The sequence below is a fragment of the Qipengyuania flava genome (genome assembly GCF_011762005.1).
GTDB classification, from domain to species: Bacteria; Pseudomonadota; Alphaproteobacteria; order Sphingomonadales; family Sphingomonadaceae; genus Qipengyuania; species Qipengyuania flava.
This window is the reverse complement of record NZ_JAASQU010000002.1, coordinates 620468-637415: the sequence shown is the minus strand read 5'-3', so window position 1 is coordinate 637415 and position 16948 is coordinate 620468. Positions and strand designations below refer to the sequence as shown.

Here is a 16948-nt window from a genome sequence, read left to right as displayed (position 1 = left end):
TCTAGGCCACGTCGGGCCAGATCCCGCGGGTGTCGTAGACCTTCTTCCCGGTGCGTTCCTCGGGCGGAATGACCTTGAAGACATCGTGGTCGACCAGCGTGATCAGCACGCCCGATTCTTCCAGCGCGGTGTCGATGTCGACCAGTTCCGCCCCGGTCCCTTCGAACTCGACGGGAAGATCACCCGCATAGGGTTCGACGACCTGCACCCGGCTGCCGTATTCGCGCGCCAGCGCCGCGGCGACGAATCGCGCGGGGCTTTCGCGGAAGTCGTCGATATTGGCTTTGAAGGCGAGCCCGAGGCAGGCGATCTTCGCATCGGGATGCGCATCGGCCAGCGCCTTGGCGCGAGCCAGGACATGGTGCATCTTGGCGTCATTGGTATCGCGCGCCTGGCGAATGATCTGCGCCTCTTCGCGCGCGCCGTGGACGATGAACCAGGGATCGACCGCAATACAGTGACCACCCACGCCCGGCCCCGGGGTCAGGATGTTGACGCGGGGATGGCGATTGGCCAGCCGGATGATTTCCCACACGTCGAGTCCCTGCTTGTCGGCGATCATGGAGAGTTCGTTGGCGAAAGCGATGTTCACGTCGCGGAAGGCGTTTTCGACCAGCTTGGTCATTTCCGCGCTGCGGGCGTCGGTGGTGACGCATTCGCCCTTCACGAAGCGTTTGTAGAACGCCAGCGCCTTGCGCGCGCAACGCGGCGTGATCCCCCCGATCGAGCGGTCGTTGTGCGTGAGCTCTTCGAGAATTTTCCCGGGCAGCACACGTTCGGGACAATAGGCGATACTGACGTCGGGCTGCCCCTCGCCCAGCCCCGGCAATTCGAGGTCCGGCCGCGCGGCCGCGATCGCATCCCGCATAGCTTCGGTAGTGCCGACGGGCGAGGTCGACTCGAGGATCACGGTGTCGCCCTTCTTGATCACCGCAGCCACCTGCTGCGCAGCTGCCATCACATAGCTCGTATCGGGCGTATGGTTGCCATCCTTCGCGAAGGGCGTGGGGACCGCGATGACGAACACGTCGGCGGGTGCGAGGGTGGTCGATGCCGTCAGCAGGCCGCGTTGCACCACCGCCTGCACCAAGCCATCGAGATCGACTTCCTCGATATGGATTTCACCACGGTTGATCGTGTCGACGACGCTCTGTGTCACGTCGACGCCGTGGACCCGGCAGCCGGCACGAGCGATGATCGCCGCAGTAGGCAGTCCGATATATCCGAGGCCGATGACGCAGACGTCGGGCTTGGTGTCACCACGCATGTAGAACTGGTCCCTGAACTTGTTTTCGCCCGCTCTAGCGCGTGTCGGTAAATTTTACAGTAACGCGCCTCGTTCGCCGGCCAGAAGGTCGGCGATGCGGCCCGCCGACCTGCCATCGCCGAATGGATTGTGCGCACGTGCCATATCCGCATAGGCAGCTTCGTCATCGAGCAAGCGCATGCATTCGCGCACGATCGCGTCGCTCTCGGTGCCGACGAGCCGCGCGGTTCCCGCCGCCACACCTTCCGGCCTTTCGGTGGTTTCGCGCATGACGAGTACCGGTTTGCCGAGCGCAGGCGCCTCCTCCTGCACCCCGCCGCTGTCTGTCAGCATCAGGTGGCAGATATCGAGCAACCGCGCGAAATGCGGATAATCCAGCGGCTCGATCAGCGCGACATTGTCGAGATCGCCAAGCGCAGCTTGCATGACCGAGCGCACATTGGGATTGAGGTGCACGGGGAAAATAACCCCTACGTCATCTCGCAAGGCGATCTTTTTAACCGCATTGGCGATAGAAGACATTCCGTCGCCGAAGTTCTCGCGGCGGTGGCTCGTCACCCCGACTATTCGACGGCCCGCGAAACGCTTTTCGATGTCCCCCAGCCCTGACGCGAGTTGGGGGTCCTGTTCGATCCGGCGGGTAACCCAATGCAGCGCGTCGATCACCGTATTGCCCGTGACATGGACGCTATCGGCCGCGACATTCTCACGGAGCAATGCCTCGCGTGCGGTCGGCGTCGGGGCGCAGTGCAGCGCGGCGAAACTGCCCACGACGCGGCGGTTCACCTCCTCTGGCCATGGCTGGTAAATGTCGCCGCTGCGGAGTCCCGCCTCGACATGGCAGACGGGAATCTTGCGGTAATAAGCCGCGATTGCGCCCGCCATCACCGTGGTCGTATCGCCCTGCACCACCACCCAATCGGGCCGTTCGTCGTCCAGCACCCTGCCGATCTCCACCAGCGCACGGGCGGTCAGCGCGTCGAGCGATTGGCCCGGTGTCATCAAGTCGAGATCGTAGTCGGGAACTACCTTTGCGATCGATAGGACCTGATCGAGCATCTCGCGGTGCTGTGCCGAAATGCACACCCGACTGTCGAACCGCGGATCGGCATCGAGGGCGTGGATCAGCGGAAACAGCTTGATCGCTTCGGGACGCGTCCCGAACACGGTGAGAATCTTCAAGGGCGCGGCCATGTCCGCGATCTAGCGGCAAATGGTTAAGCGCCGATAGACCCTATTCGGGATCGGCGGGTTGCGGGAGCGACTGCTCATCGGGCGTCTCCGCCGCGCGTTCACGCTCGAGCCGCTCCATATACTCACGCTCGATCATCTCGACGCGCTCCTGTTCGGCGGCGGCATCTTCATCAATCGTCGCGAGGCGCTTGGCGCGTTCGGCGGCGATAATCTCGCCGAAGCGGACACCCGCGTCATTCGCCTTGTCAGCATAGGCATCATTGATCATCTGCTGGGTGCAGCCGGTAAATCCGCCCGCGCCGGTCGGCGAGCACGACATGGTGCCGAAGGCGCCGACCATCTCGAACCGTTCGACCCGCTCCGCCCAAGACTGGTTCTCCGGGCTTTCGGAGAAACGCAGGTTTTCGGGGATGCGGAATCGTTCGTTCTCCGCCTTGCGCGCGCACACCACGATCTGGTCGGTCGTGCTCTGCGGGCATTCGTCGTCGCCATAGACAATGACCATATTGTAGCTGTCGTCCGCGGCCTCGTCGGCATCCTGAGCGAACGCCGCAGCCGGCATGGCCAGTGCAAGGCTGGCGAGAGCGAGAAGTGGTTTCGGCATGGTCATCCTCTTGGGGCTGAACGGTACATTCCACATGGCGCCCGACGCGCTGAACTGGTGCTGAAGCGTAGCGGGAGGGCGCCTGTTCCCGTCATACGCGCTCGGAGATGCGGATTGCCGCGCGGCACCCGATGCGAATCAGGCCCAACAGCAGCGGATAGGCCGGTGCACGCTCCGCGCCAGCCGCCAGTGCGGCGTCGCGATGTTCGCGCTCGTCTTCGCGAAACTCCTCGATCATCGCCGCGAGTTCAGGATCTTCGCCGCTGGCTTCCAACTGGTCGAGCTGGCGTGAATAGTGATCGTCGATCTCGGTTTCGACCGCGGCGGTGCAGGCCATCGCCGCTTCGGGACCGATCAGCGCAGTCACCGCGCCCAGCGCGAAACCTGCCCGATCCCAGAACGGTTGCAGGGCGGTTGGCCGCACTCCGCGCCGCGCCATGAGTGCATCGAATTTCGCCCGATGCCCCGCCTCCTGCTCGGCCATGCCGGCGATCTCGGCCGAATCGGGGCCGCGATCACCCATCACGGCGAGCTGCCCGGCATAGATCCGGGTCGCGCCAAATTCGCCTGCCTGGTCGACGCGGATCATGCGGGCAATGTGATCGGGTACCTTGGTCATGCGCGACGATCCTTCATCAGCAAGCGACCGATGGCCAGTCCGGCAGCGGACGAGACGAGAAAGTTGTAACCTGCGAGGCTGATGCCGAACAGCGTCCATGCTGGCTGGTCGCAGCGGACCAGCGGGGTATTCATGATATCCTCGAGTGCGTTGCCGGATCCGTTGCCGGCAACCAACGCGCAAGAGGTAATGCCCGGCCACCAGCCGTATTCGACGCCTGCGTGGAACAGCCCGATCGCTCCCGAGGTCACGATCGCCAATGCCGCCAGAGCAGTCCAGAATCGCGCCGGCGGGCTCACATAGGCCAGCAAAGCCAGCCCTACCGCTGCGAAATGCGGCCAGCGTTGCCACCAGCACATCTCGCACGGGTACAGGCCAAACCCGTATTGCGACAGATAGGCGCCGCCCAGCAGCAGCGCGGGAACGGCGAGTGCGAGAATGCGCGCTAAACGGGCAGGCGGCGAAAGCGTCATAACCGGCGATCTAGCCTATTTGGTGCGCGCGGCAATGTTCTTGGGGCTCGTCCGCCGCAGCGTATCGAGCGCGTAATGCAGCTGGAAATCCTCGATGCCCTTGGCTTTCAGCTCGTCGGCGGTTTGCTGGAAGCGCGGATCATCGCGCGAGTCCTTCTCCACCGCGTCATCGGCAAGGCCAAGCTCGTTGACCAGATGTCCGCGCAGGTCGGATTCGCGCATCTGGAAACGCGCCCGTTTGGCGAGATCGGGATCGGACAGCTGAGGGACGGTGATATCGGGATCGATTCCGCCCTCCTGGACCGAATGGCCAGCCGGCGTGTAGTAGCGCGCCGTGGTGAGCTTGAGCGCCGCATCGCGGCCCAAGGGGAGCAGCGACTGGACGCTGCCTTTGCCGAAACTGCGCTCACCCATCACCACTGCGCGACGATGGTCCTGCAACGCGCCGGCAACGATTTCCGACGCTGAGGCAGAACCGGCATCGATCAGCACGACGATGGGCAGGCCCGAAGCGATATCGCCACGGAAGACGGTTTCCGCATCGTAAGCGATGTTCTCGCCCCTCGCACGGCCGCGCTGCGAAACGATCCGCCCCTCGGTCAGGAACAGGTCAGACAGGGCAACCGCCTCGTCGAGCGAACCACCGGGATTCGAACGCAGATCGAGCACCAGACCGGCAACCCGCCCGCTGGCTTCGCCCTTGAGCGCCTCCCAGGCAGAGAACACGTCGCTACCGACATCGCGCGAGAACTCATTGACCATGATGTGGCCGATATTGCCCTCGTGCAATTCCCAAGTGACCGGTTCGAGTTCGATCACACCGCGGGTCACGTCGAGATCGAAGGGTTCGTCGCGTCCCGGGCGGAATATCGTGAGCTGGATCGAGGTGCCTTCGCGCCCGCGCATTTGCGCCACCGATTCGTCGAGCGTCTGGCCGACGATCAGCCGACCGTCGAGATGGGTGATGAAGTCACCCGCCTTGATGCCCATCTTGTCGGCCGGGCTACCGCGGAAGGGCGAGATCACCTTGACCGCGCCATCCTCGGCAACGACCGACAGGCCGAGCCCCGAATAATTGCCGTCGATCATCGTTTCGAGCCGCTGCAGATCGCTGCCGTCGAGATACCCCGAATGCGGATCGAGCGCGGACAACATGCCGTCGATCATGCCACGCATGAGCGTCTCGTCCTCGACCGGTTCGACGTAGCTGGCCTTTATGCGCTGATAGACCGCCAGCACCTTGGCGAACTCAGGCCCGGCGCGGCCTTCGACCTGTGCTAGGCTGGCAGTGGTCGCGGGAATGAGCGCGACTGCGGTGACCAATGCGGCCGAACGGGCGAGAGCGGCGAATTTCATGCGTTGCGGGACTCCTTTGAGCGCGGCCAATCTATCGCCTGCACGCGGTTAATGCCAGATGAGCATGTTTGGTGCCCGCCGGCAGCCCGCCTATCGACCGATGGCTAACCCAGATAGTCGAGCGGATTGACCGGATTGCCATCCTGCCGCAGTTCGAGCGCGATCGCACCGCCCGCCGCTGGAGCGCGGCCGATCGGGGATCCCGCTGAAATGGTCTGGCCGACCGCAACGTCGAGGGCGCCCATGCCGGTAACCAGACTGGTCCAGCCATTGTCGTGTTCGACGATCACAATCCGCCCGTAACCGCGATAAGGACCGGCGAAGACGATCCTCCCATGCGCCGGAGCGACCACTTGTCCCCGTTCGCGCGCAAGCAGTGCAATCCCCGCCTGCCGCTGACCGCTTGGCCCGATTTCGCCGAAGCCGGTGGCGATTTCGCCTTCGACGGGGAGCTGGTATCTCGAAGGAGGGGCGGTTTCGCTGGGCAGGGGCTCAGGGACAGCCGATGGACGCGCGGCGGTCGGGTCGGCCGGGCGCATCAAGGGGCCGGGCAAGGCAGCGAGTTGCTGGCGAAGCGACCCGGCAGCCTCGAGCTGTCCGACAAGCTGGTCGAGATCGAGCGCCTGCTCGGCCAGTACCAGTGCGCGTTGCGCCTCGCGATCCGCCCCACCCGCAGCCTGCTGGGCCTTGAGCCGTTCCTGTGCGGCGCGGGCAACCAATTGCCGGCGCCGCTGCAGCAGGACGGCTTCGCTATCGCGGCGTTGCACCAGCGCAGCGCGCGCCTCGCTCTCGAGTTCGCGAGCGCGATCGAGCTCTTGGCGCAAGGCCGCAGTCCGTTGGCGCACGACGGGAATCGTGCTGTCGAGCAGCGCTCGGGTATAGACGAGGTCGCGCAAGGACCCCGATTGTAGCGCCGAAAGCGCGAGTGGCCGGCGCGACATCGATTGCAATGCCCCGGTAAGTTGCACCAGCGGGGTGCGGCGCTGCGCCAGGCGGCGATCAAGCTTCCGGCGTTCGCGATTGGCTAGGGCCAGGGCGGCCTCCGCCGCAGCAACACCCGCCTCGGCCTGCTGGACACGCGCAGCCAACGCCGCGGTTTCGGCGCGGGCCTTCGCCGCCGCCTCGCGCGACGCCGCAGCCTGCCGCTCCAGCTTCTCACCGCGCGCGCGCGCATTGCGCTGTTGCTGGCGCGCGGCATCCAATGCGGCGCGGGCGTCTTCGGTCGTCTCGATCTGTGCCGGCGCCTGCGCGATCGCGGGCAGGCACAGCACGGCGGCTGCGGCAAGTGCGGCGATGGCGGCGTGGCGGCGCATGGCGGATACCTGCCCGATCAACCGCTGCGATGATAGGGGTGACCGGCGATGATGGTGGTTGCACGATACAATTGTTCCGCCAGCATCGCACGCGCCAAGAGGTGCGGCCAGGTTGCACGGCCAAAGGCAAGCAGCAGATCGGCCCCGGCGCGCTCTGCCTTCGAATGTCCGTCTGCTGCACCCAGCACGAAGCGGCACTCACGCATTCCGTCATCGCGCCACCGCTCGAGCATGGCGGCCAGTTCTTCGGAGGGCAGATCGCGCCCTCGTTCGTCGAGCAACACCGTCTTGTAAGGTGTTTGCGGTTCGGGAACGCGCCCACCGGTCTCGGGCAGTTCGGTAAGCTTGAGGGGCCAGGTCAGGCGCTTTTCATAGCGCGCGACCAGTTCAGCCTCGGGCGAGCGGGCGATCTTGCCGCGGGCAATAATGTGGAGGAGCACGCGATCGACCCTTCGGCCACGGCGTGGTTCACCGGAGGCCGAGAGGCCTCAGGCGGTGCCAGCCACCGGGGGCGCATCGCCGAACGCCCACATGCGTTCGAGATTGTAGAAGCTGCGCACTTCGGGGCGGAACAGGTGAACGACGACATCGCCCGCATCGAGCAGCACCCAGTCCGCCGCAGGCAAGCCTTCCAGCTTGACCGGGCCGAAACCGGCCTGCTTGACCTTCTCGGCGAGCTTCTGCGCCATCGCAGCTACCTGGCGAGTCGAGCGACCCGACGCGATCACCATATGATCGGCGATCGAGCTCTTGCCTTCGAGATCGATGGTGACGACCTCCTGCGCCTGGTCGTCGTCGAGCTGCTGCAACACGAGCTTGAGCAACGGATCGGTGGTTGCGTCAGCCAAGTCGACGACCTGTGCCGAAGCGGTCCCGGATGCGGGCGGATTGGTATGCGCCTGTGTCATAGGCGGAAGCGGTACTCCTGGATTGAAAGGCTCGGGCCATGAGGAACACAACGCGCATCATGGCGCGGTGGTTTCCCCACCCGACGGTATCAAACGATGCGTCAGTTGGTCCCGTGGAGGCGGTCCGGCGAAGCGTGAGGCCCAGTCGGGATCGGCGCGGCGTATGGCCGTGGCCGATCTTTCGTCCGGATCAAATCGCAAGGTCACCAGTGCCGGCGCGCTCCATTCGCCCCCGTTCACAAAGCTGGACAGTGGCATCGAAAAGCGCCGCAGCCAGGCCATCGCGGGGCTCGCGACAGCAGCGCCATCATAGCCGGGCCGCGCGACAACCGCAATCGGCATCGTACGTGCGATCCCGCGCCAGTCGCGCCACCGGTGAAACTGCGCAAGATTGTCGGATCCCATCAGCCAAACGAACCGGTGCTTCGGGTAGCGTCGTTCGATCGCACGCAAGGTATCGACGGTATAGCGCGTGCCCAGTTCGCGTTCGACGGCGGTGACACGGATCGGCGCTCGGCGCGCCTGCGCCATCGCGGAGCGAACCCGTACCCCGAGCGGGGCCATGCCCGCCCTGGGCTTCAGCGGATTGCCCGGACTGACCATCCACCATACCTCGTCGAGCCCGAGCGCCCGCAGGAGGAACAGCGATATCCGCCGATGCCCGCCATGGGCAGGATTGAAGCTGCCCCCGAGCAACCCGATTCGCTTACCGCCCGTCTTCGCAATGTCGCTCTGCTCAATCATCGTTTACAAGCAAGGACTTACGGCCCCCTTTCCTGTTGCGGCCTCTACCGTGGCACTGATATCCATCACGCCCGACGCGATTTTTGATCGCCGGAAAGAATTGTACAAAAACGACTCGTCCCGTCCCAGCATCAACTCATGGATTCTATGGGAACCGCGATTCGATTTCGAAAGGAACCTTTGGTAGCGCCTTTCCCGGGACGTCAAAGACCATAAGGGACGGGTCGTTTTGAGCAACAAGATCGCCGCAAATGGCTGGGGGAGCCGTGTGCGAAGCTGGTTTCCGGAGCGTGAGTTCTTCATGCGCTCGCAGGGCCAGGTACGCTTTATCACTCTTTCATCGCGTTTTCAGATGACCGCCGCCGCGCTAGCCCTGTCGGCGTTGGCTGTATGCACTGCGTCGGTCGGTATGGCGGGCTGGACGCAATATCGTGCCGAAGCCGACCGGCTCTCTCTGCTCGACCGCGAAGCGCGCGTGGCCACGGCCGAAGAGCGTGTCGATGCCTATGGCGACGATATCGCCGCGGTGAAGGAAGACCTCAACCGCCGGATGGAGTTCCTCGAAGTCATTGGCGAAGCCCTGCCCGAGGATCTGAAAGTTGCCGGCAGCGTCAGCGAAAGTGCAACCGAAGCCGCCGAGACGGTCGAGAAGGTTAGCGCGGCTTTCCCCGAAGCGGCAGCGCTGGCTCGCATCGAAGCGCGCCAGCTGGCGCTCGTCGAAGGCCTGACTCAATATGCGGACTGGCGTTCGCAGCGTGCCGCGAATGCACTTCGCAAGCTGGGTCTCGACCCGGACGGCATGATCCGCAATGCCGAGCGCGGCGCGATGGGTGGTCCGCTTGAAAAGCTGGCTACCAATTCGGACGGCACGATCGATCCTCGGTTCGAACGCCTGGGCCTTTCGGTCGCGCGGATGGACGCGCTCGAACGCGGGCTCGAGGGCGTACCGCAGGTTACCCCCGCGCACATCAGCATGATTTCGAGCGGCTTCGGCTATCGCCGCGATCCCTTCACCCGTCGCGGCGCGATGCACAAGGGGCTCGATTTCAAGGGGGCGGTAGGGACGCCGATCCGTGCCGCATCTGCCGGTCGCGTCAGCTTCGTCGGCTGGAAGGGTGGCTACGGCAAGACGGTGGAAATCACCCATGGCAACGGCCTGATGACGCGCTATGCGCACATGTCGCGGTTCGATGCGAAGGTCGGTCAGCAGGTCGGCGCCGGAGCAACGATCGGCGCTATCGGCAATACCGGCCGATCGACCGGCCCGCACCTCCACTTCGAGGTGCGAATCAACAATCGCGCGGTCAATCCGCGTACCTTCCTGGAGACCGCTCCCAATGTTCTCGAAGAAATCCGGCGAGCACCCCAGCTCGCCAGCAACAGCAAGTAATTCGGGACGCGAGCGCATGGCCAGCAAGAGCAATTCGACCTTTTCGGTCCTCGGATCGGATCTTTCCATCACCGGCGATATCACGGCTTCGGCCGATCTCCATATCGACGGATCGGTCGAAGGCGATATCGCCTGCTCGGCTCTGGTTCAGGGCGAGAGCAGCACCGTCAAGGGCGCGGTGAAGGCAGAGACCGCCCGGCTTGCCGGCACGGTGGAGGGTTCGATCACTGCCCGGGAACTGGTCATCCTGAAGACGGCCAAGATCACCGGCGACGTGTTCTACGATGCATTGACGATCGAACAGGGTGCGCAGGTCGAAGGCCGCTTCGCGCATCGCGACGCGAAGGGCAAACCGGCCGTCCAACCGGGCGGCGCCGGCGCCAAGGCCGAAGTCACCGTCGCGGGCTGACGCCCGCTCGGCAAAGACATCCGAGGCCGCCCGCGCATGCAGCGCTGGCGGCCTTTTTCTCGATCAGTCCAGCACTTCCGCGCGCAATGCCTTGCGATCGAGCTTGCCGATCATGGTCTTCGGCAGTTCATCGCGGATCACGACCTCGTCGACGCGCTCGTGCTTGCCGACACGCGCGTTGAGCCATTCGCGCAGGTCTGCACCGCTGGTCTCGCGCCCGGGATTGGGCGTGACATAGGCGACCGGTGCTTCGCCGCGATAGGAATCGGGTCGGCCGATGACCAGCGCTTCCTTGACGCCGGGGTGTTCGAGCAGGACGTCTTCGACCTGGCTGGGAAACACCTTGAAACCGCCCACCGCGATCATGTCCTTGATCCGGTCGACAATCTCGAGAAAGCCGTCCTCGTCCACCGTGGCCACATCGCCGGTGCGCAGCCATGTCTTGCCCTGATGCTCGACGAAAACATCCTTCGCCGCGTCCGGACGGTTCCAGTAGCCCTGCATGATCTGCGGACCATGCAGCGCCAGTTCGCCCGGCTCGCCATCCGGTGCGAGGATGCTCGGGTCCTCCTTGTCCAGCAGCAGGACTTCGGTGCCCATAACGACCTGACCGATCGTCCCCGGCTTGCGCGTGCCGCGATAGGGATTGGTCGAGATGACACCCGAGCTTTCGGTGAGACCATAACCCTCCACCAGTCGCACCCCCGTCGCGGCTTCGAACTTGTCGCGCAGCGGTGCGGGAAGCGGCGCACCGCCGGAAATGCAAACACGAAGGCTCGAGAGATCCGTCTTGGCCAACGCGGGATGGTCGAGCAGCCCCTGAAACATGGTCGGCACGCCGGGAAAGCCGGTAGCGCGATGCTTTTCGATCGTCTTCAACACCTCGCCCGCATCGAAGCGCGGGACCATGGCGATGGCCGCGCCGGTTACCACGGCATGGTTGAGCAGCGCGGTGTTCGCGAAAACGTGGAAGAACGGCAAAGCGCCGAGAAAGACTTCGTGCGCAGGATCGCCGAACGGATTGAGACCGGCGGTTTGCTGCGCGTTGATAGAGAGATTGGCATGGGTCAGCATCGCCCCCTTGGGCGTGCCGGTGGTCCCGCCGGTGTATTGCAACAGCGCGAGCGAATGCGGATCGACCTCGGGCAGCGCGGCCTTGCCCTCGCGCCCTCGGCTGAGAAACTCGCGCCACGCGAGAACACTCTCGTCACGGGAAACGCGCGCTATCTTCTTGCGCCCGAGGACGCGCATGGCGAGCCCCTTGAAGGTTGGCAGCATCTCGGCGAGCGAGCTTACCACGAGCGTTCTTAGCGCCGAGCCGCGCAGAACTTTTTCGGCCGTGGCGTAGAGCTCCGGGACGTCGACCGTCACCAGCAGCCGCGTGCCCGAATCCGCGACCTGCTGTTCGAGCTCCTCGACCGAATAGAGCGGCGAGAAATTCACCACAACCGCACCGGCCATCATCGCCCCGTAATAGGCGGCGACATAACTCGGGACATTGGGCAGGAAGAGCCCGACCCGGTCGCCAGCGGCAATGCCGCGCCGGATCAGCGCCTGTGCGAAGGCTTGCGCATCGCGAAAGAGTTCATCGTAAGTGTAGCTGCGACCGAGAAAATGCAGCAGTGGCGCGTCGGGAGCAGCCCGTGTGCTGCGCGCGAACATGGCCGGCAGAGCCATGGGTTCGAAAGTGGTATTCCAAGGCACCGGGTGATGGTTGGGAAGCTTGCTTACATCCATGTCAGTAGCATGGAGTAATGCGCCTCAAACGCAAGCAAAAAGGCGGGCGAAGTCCGCACTCCGCCCGCCTTTCAGTATCCTTGCGTAGCGCAGATCAGACGTCGGTGGGCTCACCCGTTTCGCCGGTCTCTTCGGCAGCACGCTTGGCCTCCAGCCAGGCAGCTGCTTCGGCTTCCTGCGCGGCCTCGGCGGCAGCCTTTTCGTTTGCGTCGCGTTCGGCGCGCAGTTCCTCGATCAGCTTCTCGCGATCGCTGCCCGTCCCGCCCGAAGGTGCCGGCGCCGCTTCGTCGTCGACCGGGAGATTCTTGGCCGCCTTGGCCACAACCGCGTCGAGTTCGCGCTGCGAACACAGGCCGAGTGTAACGGGGTCCTTGGGCTGGATGTTCTGGATGTTCCAGTGGCTGCGCTCGCGGATCGCACCGATCGTGTTGCGCGTGGTGCCGATCAGCTTGCCGATCTGCGCATCGGAAATTTCGGGGTGGTTGCGCAGGATCCATGCGATCCCATCGGGCTTGTCCTGCCGCTTCGACACCGGCGTATAGCGCGGCCCTTTGGTCCGGCTGACCGCGACCGGCGCGCGCTGCATCTTGAGACGATATTCGCTGTCGGCCTGACCTTTCTCGATTTCGTCCTGGGTCAGTTCGCCCGCATGGACCGGATCGCGGCCGGTGTACTTGCTACCCGCAAGATCGTCCGCCATCGCCTGCACTTCGAGAATATGAAGGCCGCAGAATTCGGCGATCTGTTCGAACGACAGGCCGGTGTTGTCGACGAGCCAGGTGGCGGTCGCATGCGGCATCAACGGTTTGGGTTGGTCGGCCATGAATATGCCTTTTCTCGTCTTGCGAAAATAGAAGGCCGCCCCTCGCGGGACGGCCGTTATCCTGCCGATGTAGGCGAGAGTGTCGGATTCGGCAAGCGAAAGCCTCAGGCGCCAGGCAGTTCCTCCGCCTCGAAGGCCGCCAGCCCGGCAAGGAACTGACCGGTCGCGGCTGCCCAGCTGAATTGGGCGCCATAGGCCGCGCAGGCATTGCGGTCGCAGAACAAAGCGGCGCCGATCGCCCGGTCGAGCTGCTCACCGAGGGCGCCGACTTCGGGGGTGACGATATCGCAGGGCCCGGGAACGGGAAAGGCCGCGACGGGAGTTCCGCAGGCCAGCGCCTCAATCATCACCAGCCCGAACGTATCCGTCCTGCTTGGGAAGACAAAAACATCCGCCCCCGCATAGCAGCCCGCAAGATCCCTTCCCGAACGCCGACCGAGGAAATGCGCCTCAGGATATTTCGCGCGCAATGCTGCCAGCGCCGGACCATCTCCCACCACCACCTTGCTGCCGGGATACTCGCTTTCGAGGAAAGCCTCGATGTTCTTCTCGACCGCGACGCGCCCGACATAGATTTGGATCGGGCCGGGTAGGTCTGCGAATTCGGGCGGTGGCGGTGCATCGGGGGTGAAGCAAGACAGGTCGACGCCACGGCTCCAGCGATGCAAATGCGTCAGCCCGTGAGCGCGCAATTCTTCGCTGATGCTGTCGGTCGCCACGAGCACCCGCCGCGCGGGCCGGTGGAACCACTCGATGTAGCGCCAGAACCATTCAGCCGGCAAACGCGTGCGCTTGGCCAAATAATCGGGAAACTGCGTGTGGTAGGCGGTGGTGAAGCGGATCGCATGCCGCGCACAATAGCTGCGCGCGATCATACCCAGCGGGCCTTCGGTCGCTATGTGGATCGCTTCGGGAGAGAATTCGCGCAGACGCGATGCCACCGCGCCCGGGCGCGTCACGGCCAGCCGTATCTCGGGATAGGTCGGGCACGGAAGACTGGCGAACTGATCGGGCGACACCACCAGCACTTCATGGCCATGCGCACGCAATTGCTCGCATGTCGTCGTCAAAGTGCGAACCACGCCGTTCATCTGCGGCAGCCAGGCGTCGGTAACGATCGCGATACGCTGCGGGAGGGCAGCGACTTCCGCCAGGTGGGCAGGCGCTGGGAAATGCGCGGTCACGCTGCCGCCGAAACTGACGGCGTGACGTCATCTGCAGACCGGTCGCGCCGCGCGACTTCTTCAGGCCAGTGAAGAATCTCCATGCGCCCGTCGAAATGCTCGACCAGTGCGTTGCAGCCTTCGACCCAATCACCGTCGTTCCAATATTCGACCGTGCGACCATCCCATTCGAAATCGCGGAACTCGGCGGTATGAATATGACCGCAGACAACCCCGTCCACCCCGCGCTCTGCCGCTGCACGGGCAACGACTTCCTCGTACTTCGAGATGAACTCGACCGCGTTCTTGACCTTGTGCTTGGCGGCCTTGGAAATCGACCAATAGGGCAGTCCGAGCCGCTTGCGCGCGGCGGCCACCCAATTGTTGAGCTTCATCATGACGTGGTACAGCGCGTCGCCGACGAAGGCGAGCCAGCGATGGGCCAGCATGATCGTATCGAATTCGTCGCCATGCAGCACCATCAGGCGGCGCCCGTCCGCGGTATCGTGGAAGGCCGCGCGCATGATCTCGACCCCGCCGAAATTCAGTCCGCTGAAGGGGCGGACCATCTCGTCGTGATTGCCGGGAATATAGACAATCTTGGTGCCCCGCTTGGCACGCTTCAGAATTCGCCAGACAATATCGTTGTGTTCGGGTGGCCAGTAGAACTTTTTCTTCAACCGCCAGCCGTCGATGATATCACCGACGAGATACATGGTCTCACTGTCGGTATGGTCGAGGAAGTCGATCAGCAGCTCGTGGTTGCACCCCTTTGTGCCGAGGTGGACATCGCTGATCCAGATCGTGCGAAACTTGCGGCGTTCGCCGGTCGTGCGCTCTGGAACGCTGGGCCGGATCGAGGGAAAGCTCGCGACTTTGTGTGCGGCATCGAACTGATTGGGCAGATCATTCATGGGCCGGGTCCCCTGATGGGTGTCAGCCCTGACATGGCGTGAGATTGTTACGTGCGATTCACATTGCCGTTACCGAATCGCGACATTGCGACAATGACGGGTCATTGCATGGGGATGAAATCGGGCAGGCCCCGCACGCGGTCGAGCCATGCCCCGATGGAGGGATAGTCGCCTAGGCCGAAGCCGCCTTCTTCGGCGGTATGCGTGTATGCAAACAGCGCGATATCGGCGAGAGACACCGCTCCGCCGACGAACCAGTCGCGCTTCGCAAGGTGGCGATCCATCGACGCCAGCGCGTCGCATCCGGCAATGCGCTTTGCCATCATCTGCGCTTTCTGCTGCGGCGAAAGCTGAGCCTCGCCGACGAAGTGCAGCCAGAACCGCAGTGTCGCGATATTGGGCTCGTGGCTGTTCTGTTCGAAAAACATCCACCGCAGCATTTCCGCCTGTGCAAAACGATCCCGCGGGATCAGCGCGCTATCGCCCGCGAGATACCAGCAGGCGGCATTGCTTTCGGGAAGGAAACGATCGTCGATCTCGAGCACGGGAATGCGGCCGTTCGGATTGACGCTGGCGAGGAATTCAGGCGTGCGCGTCTCACCTGCGAGAATGTCGTACTGCCGGGTGGCGAGCGGGAGGCCGAGCAGCGCAGCGGTAAGCTTGATCTTGTAGCAATTGCCGCTGCGCGGATCCTCGTGGAGGATCGGGTCACTCACCGCCAACCTCGAGCACAATCTTCCCGATGTGATCGCCCGCCTCCATGTGGGCATGCGCCGCCCCCGCCTCCGCCAGCGGGAAGCTGCGATCCATTACCGGCGCAATGGCTCCCTCTTCGAACAGCGGCCACGCATGGTTGTAAATCTCATCCGCCAGCAAGGCCTTGAACTCGTCGGAGCGGGGCCGCAAAGTCGACCCGGTCAGCACCAGCCGCTTGCGCATTACAGTGGCCATGTTGATCTGTGCCTTGAGCCCGCCCAGCACCGCGATCGTCACGTGGCGGCCGTCTTCGGCAAGGCACTCGATATTGCGCGCCACGTAATCGCCCGAGACCATGTCGAGCACCACGTCGACACCCTTGCCGCCAGTGAAGCTTTTCACTTCCTCGACGAAATCCTGCGTCTTGTAGTTGACCGCCAGATCGGCCCCGAGGTCGCGGATCGCCTGGCACTTCTCTTCGCTACCCGCGGTTGCGACCACCTGCATTTCGAAGGCCTTGGCCAGCTGGATCGCCATGGTGCCGATCCCGCTCGTGCCGCCGTGGACCAGCAGGCTTTCGCCATCGCGCGCCCAGCCGCGCTCGAACACATTGTGCCAGACGGTAAACAGGGTCTCGGGAATGGCTGCTGCGACGCCCAGCGCCATGGTGCCGGGCACGCGCAGGCAATGCGCCGCATGCGCGAGGCAATACTCGGCGTATCCCCCGCCCGAGACCAGAGCGCAAACGCGGCGGCCGAGCATTTCCGGCGGTGCGCCGATGCCGGTGGCCACCACCGTGCCCGCCACTTCCAGCCCCGGAATTGGTGATGCCCCCGGTGGCGGGGGATAGAAGCCCTGCCGCTGGATGACGTCGGGCCGGTTGACCCCCGCATGCGCGACCCGGATGAGAACCTGGTTCTCGCCCGGTTGGGGTACCGGCAGGGTCTCGGCGCGGAAGACCTCTGGCCCCCCTGGATCGTCGAACCCCATGGCGGTCATCGTCTTGGGCAAATCCGCAGCCACTTTTCCCCCTTCTCTTCGCAACTTGCATGTCATCCCGGGCACGCAAGCGGTGCAATACCGCGCGGCCCCGTTGACAGCAACCACACAGAATTGCGAGATTGTCCGCGATGGATGACGATGCGAGTCCGCGCCCCAGGGGCGACGCCGCCAGCCTTTTGGCCACCGAGGATCTCGGGCCCTATTCGCAGGACGAGCTCAAAGCACGCATCGCCCTGCTCGAAGCCGAGATCGTACGCGTCGAGAAACATCGCCTTTCTGCCGCTGCACATCGCGATGCGGCGGAGGCCTTGTTCGGACGCAAGGATTAGTTGCGCG

Annotated in this window: 19 protein-coding genes; 3 read left to right on the top strand and 16 right to left on the bottom strand. The window is 64.1% G+C overall.

All coding sequences use genetic code 11. From position 1 onward, the window contains the following. Position 1: 1 nt before the first annotated feature. From wecC to FHS69_RS09745, 10 genes are all read right to left on the bottom strand, one after another. Positions 2–1267: a UDP-N-acetyl-D-mannosamine dehydrogenase gene (gene wecC / locus FHS69_RS09790; protein ID WP_166777525.1), complete on the bottom strand. Its 1266-nt coding sequence runs from the start codon at positions 1265–1267 to the stop codon at positions 2–4. 54 nt (positions 1268–1321) lie between these two features. Continuing rightward, a complete protein-coding gene (gene wecB / locus FHS69_RS09785) occupies positions 1322–2461 on the bottom strand; it encodes a non-hydrolyzing UDP-N-acetylglucosamine 2-epimerase (protein ID WP_166777524.1) in 1140 nt (379 codons plus the stop codon). A 40-nt stretch (positions 2462–2501) separates the two neighbouring features. After that, a complete protein-coding gene (locus FHS69_RS09780; RefSeq protein WP_341801742.1) occupies positions 2502–3065 on the bottom strand; it encodes a hypothetical protein in 564 nt (187 codons plus the stop codon). Between the two features lie 91 nt (positions 3066–3156). Next, positions 3157–3684 (bottom strand): demethoxyubiquinone hydroxylase family protein, encoded by a 528-nt coding sequence (locus tag FHS69_RS09775; protein WP_166777522.1) that lies wholly within the window; start codon positions 3682–3684, stop codon positions 3157–3159. Next, entirely contained in the window at positions 3681–4157 is a 477-nt protein-coding gene (locus tag FHS69_RS09770; protein WP_067465134.1) for a disulfide bond formation protein B, read from the bottom strand. The genes FHS69_RS09775 and FHS69_RS09770 overlap by 4 nt, the downstream gene beginning before the upstream one ends. A gap of 15 nt (positions 4158–4172) precedes the next feature. Then, positions 4173–5513, bottom strand: a complete 1341-nt coding sequence (locus tag FHS69_RS09765; protein WP_130585663.1) for a S41 family peptidase — start codon at positions 5511–5513, stop codon at positions 4173–4175. 104 nt (positions 5514–5617) lie between these two features. Then, positions 5618–6826, bottom strand: a complete 1209-nt coding sequence (locus FHS69_RS09760) for a murein hydrolase activator EnvC family protein (protein ID WP_166777521.1) — start codon at positions 6824–6826, stop codon at positions 5618–5620. Between the two features lie 17 nt (positions 6827–6843). Beyond that, the gene (locus FHS69_RS09755; RefSeq protein ID WP_166777520.1) at positions 6844–7266 is read right to left on the bottom strand and encodes a 23S rRNA (pseudouridine(1915)-N(3))-methyltransferase RlmH; all 423 of its coding nucleotides are present in this window, start codon (positions 7264–7266) and stop codon (positions 6844–6846) included. 48 nt (positions 7267–7314) lie between these two features. Then, positions 7315–7734: a ribosome silencing factor gene (gene rsfS / locus FHS69_RS09750; RefSeq protein ID WP_067465145.1), complete on the bottom strand. Its 420-nt coding sequence runs from the start codon at positions 7732–7734 to the stop codon at positions 7315–7317. Between the two features lie 57 nt (positions 7735–7791). Next, positions 7792–8478: a nicotinate-nucleotide adenylyltransferase gene (locus tag FHS69_RS09745; RefSeq protein WP_166777519.1), complete on the bottom strand. Its 687-nt coding sequence runs from the start codon at positions 8476–8478 to the stop codon at positions 7792–7794. Positions 8479–8707: 229 nt separating this feature from the next. Between FHS69_RS09745 and FHS69_RS09740 the strand changes: the two genes are divergently transcribed. Further along, positions 8708–9868: a M23 family metallopeptidase gene (locus FHS69_RS09740; protein WP_425128221.1), complete on the top strand. Its 1161-nt coding sequence runs from the start codon at positions 8708–8710 to the stop codon at positions 9866–9868. A 16-nt stretch (positions 9869–9884) separates the two neighbouring features. Further along, complete coding sequence (locus FHS69_RS09735) at positions 9885–10277, top strand: bactofilin family protein (protein WP_067465151.1); 393 nt, start codon at positions 9885–9887, stop codon at positions 10275–10277. Positions 10278–10340: 63 nt separating this feature from the next. Here the strand turns inward: FHS69_RS09735 and FHS69_RS09730 are convergent, their stop codons facing one another. From FHS69_RS09730 to FHS69_RS09705, 6 genes are all read right to left on the bottom strand, one after another. Continuing rightward, positions 10341–12014, bottom strand: coding sequence for a long-chain-fatty-acid--CoA ligase (locus FHS69_RS09730; RefSeq protein WP_166777517.1), 1674 nt, complete (start codon positions 12012–12014; stop codon positions 10341–10343). 94 nt (positions 12015–12108) lie between these two features. Further along, a complete protein-coding gene (locus FHS69_RS09725) occupies positions 12109–12837 on the bottom strand; it encodes a DUF1013 domain-containing protein (RefSeq protein ID WP_067465157.1) in 729 nt (242 codons plus the stop codon). Positions 12838–12941: 104 nt separating this feature from the next. After that, complete coding sequence (locus FHS69_RS09720) at positions 12942–13928, bottom strand: glycosyltransferase family 4 protein (protein ID WP_166777654.1); 987 nt, start codon at positions 13926–13928, stop codon at positions 12942–12944. 89 nt (positions 13929–14017) lie between these two features. Then, entirely contained in the window at positions 14018–14914 is an 897-nt protein-coding gene (locus tag FHS69_RS09715; RefSeq protein WP_166777516.1) for a UDP-2,3-diacylglucosamine diphosphatase, read from the bottom strand. A gap of 101 nt (positions 14915–15015) precedes the next feature. Continuing rightward, a complete protein-coding gene (locus tag FHS69_RS09710) occupies positions 15016–15630 on the bottom strand; it encodes a glutathione binding-like protein (protein WP_166777515.1) in 615 nt (204 codons plus the stop codon). Next, positions 15623–16633, bottom strand: a complete 1011-nt coding sequence (locus FHS69_RS09705) for an NAD(P)H-quinone oxidoreductase (protein WP_341801739.1) — start codon at positions 16631–16633, stop codon at positions 15623–15625. The genes FHS69_RS09710 and FHS69_RS09705 overlap by 8 nt, the downstream gene beginning before the upstream one ends. Before the next feature lie 107 nt (positions 16634–16740). On the opposite strand from FHS69_RS09705, the gene FHS69_RS09700 reads away from it, so the two are divergent. Further along, positions 16741–16941, top strand: coding sequence for a DUF1192 domain-containing protein (locus tag FHS69_RS09700; protein ID WP_067671887.1), 201 nt, complete (start codon positions 16741–16743; stop codon positions 16939–16941). Positions 16942–16948 lie beyond the last annotated feature (7 nt).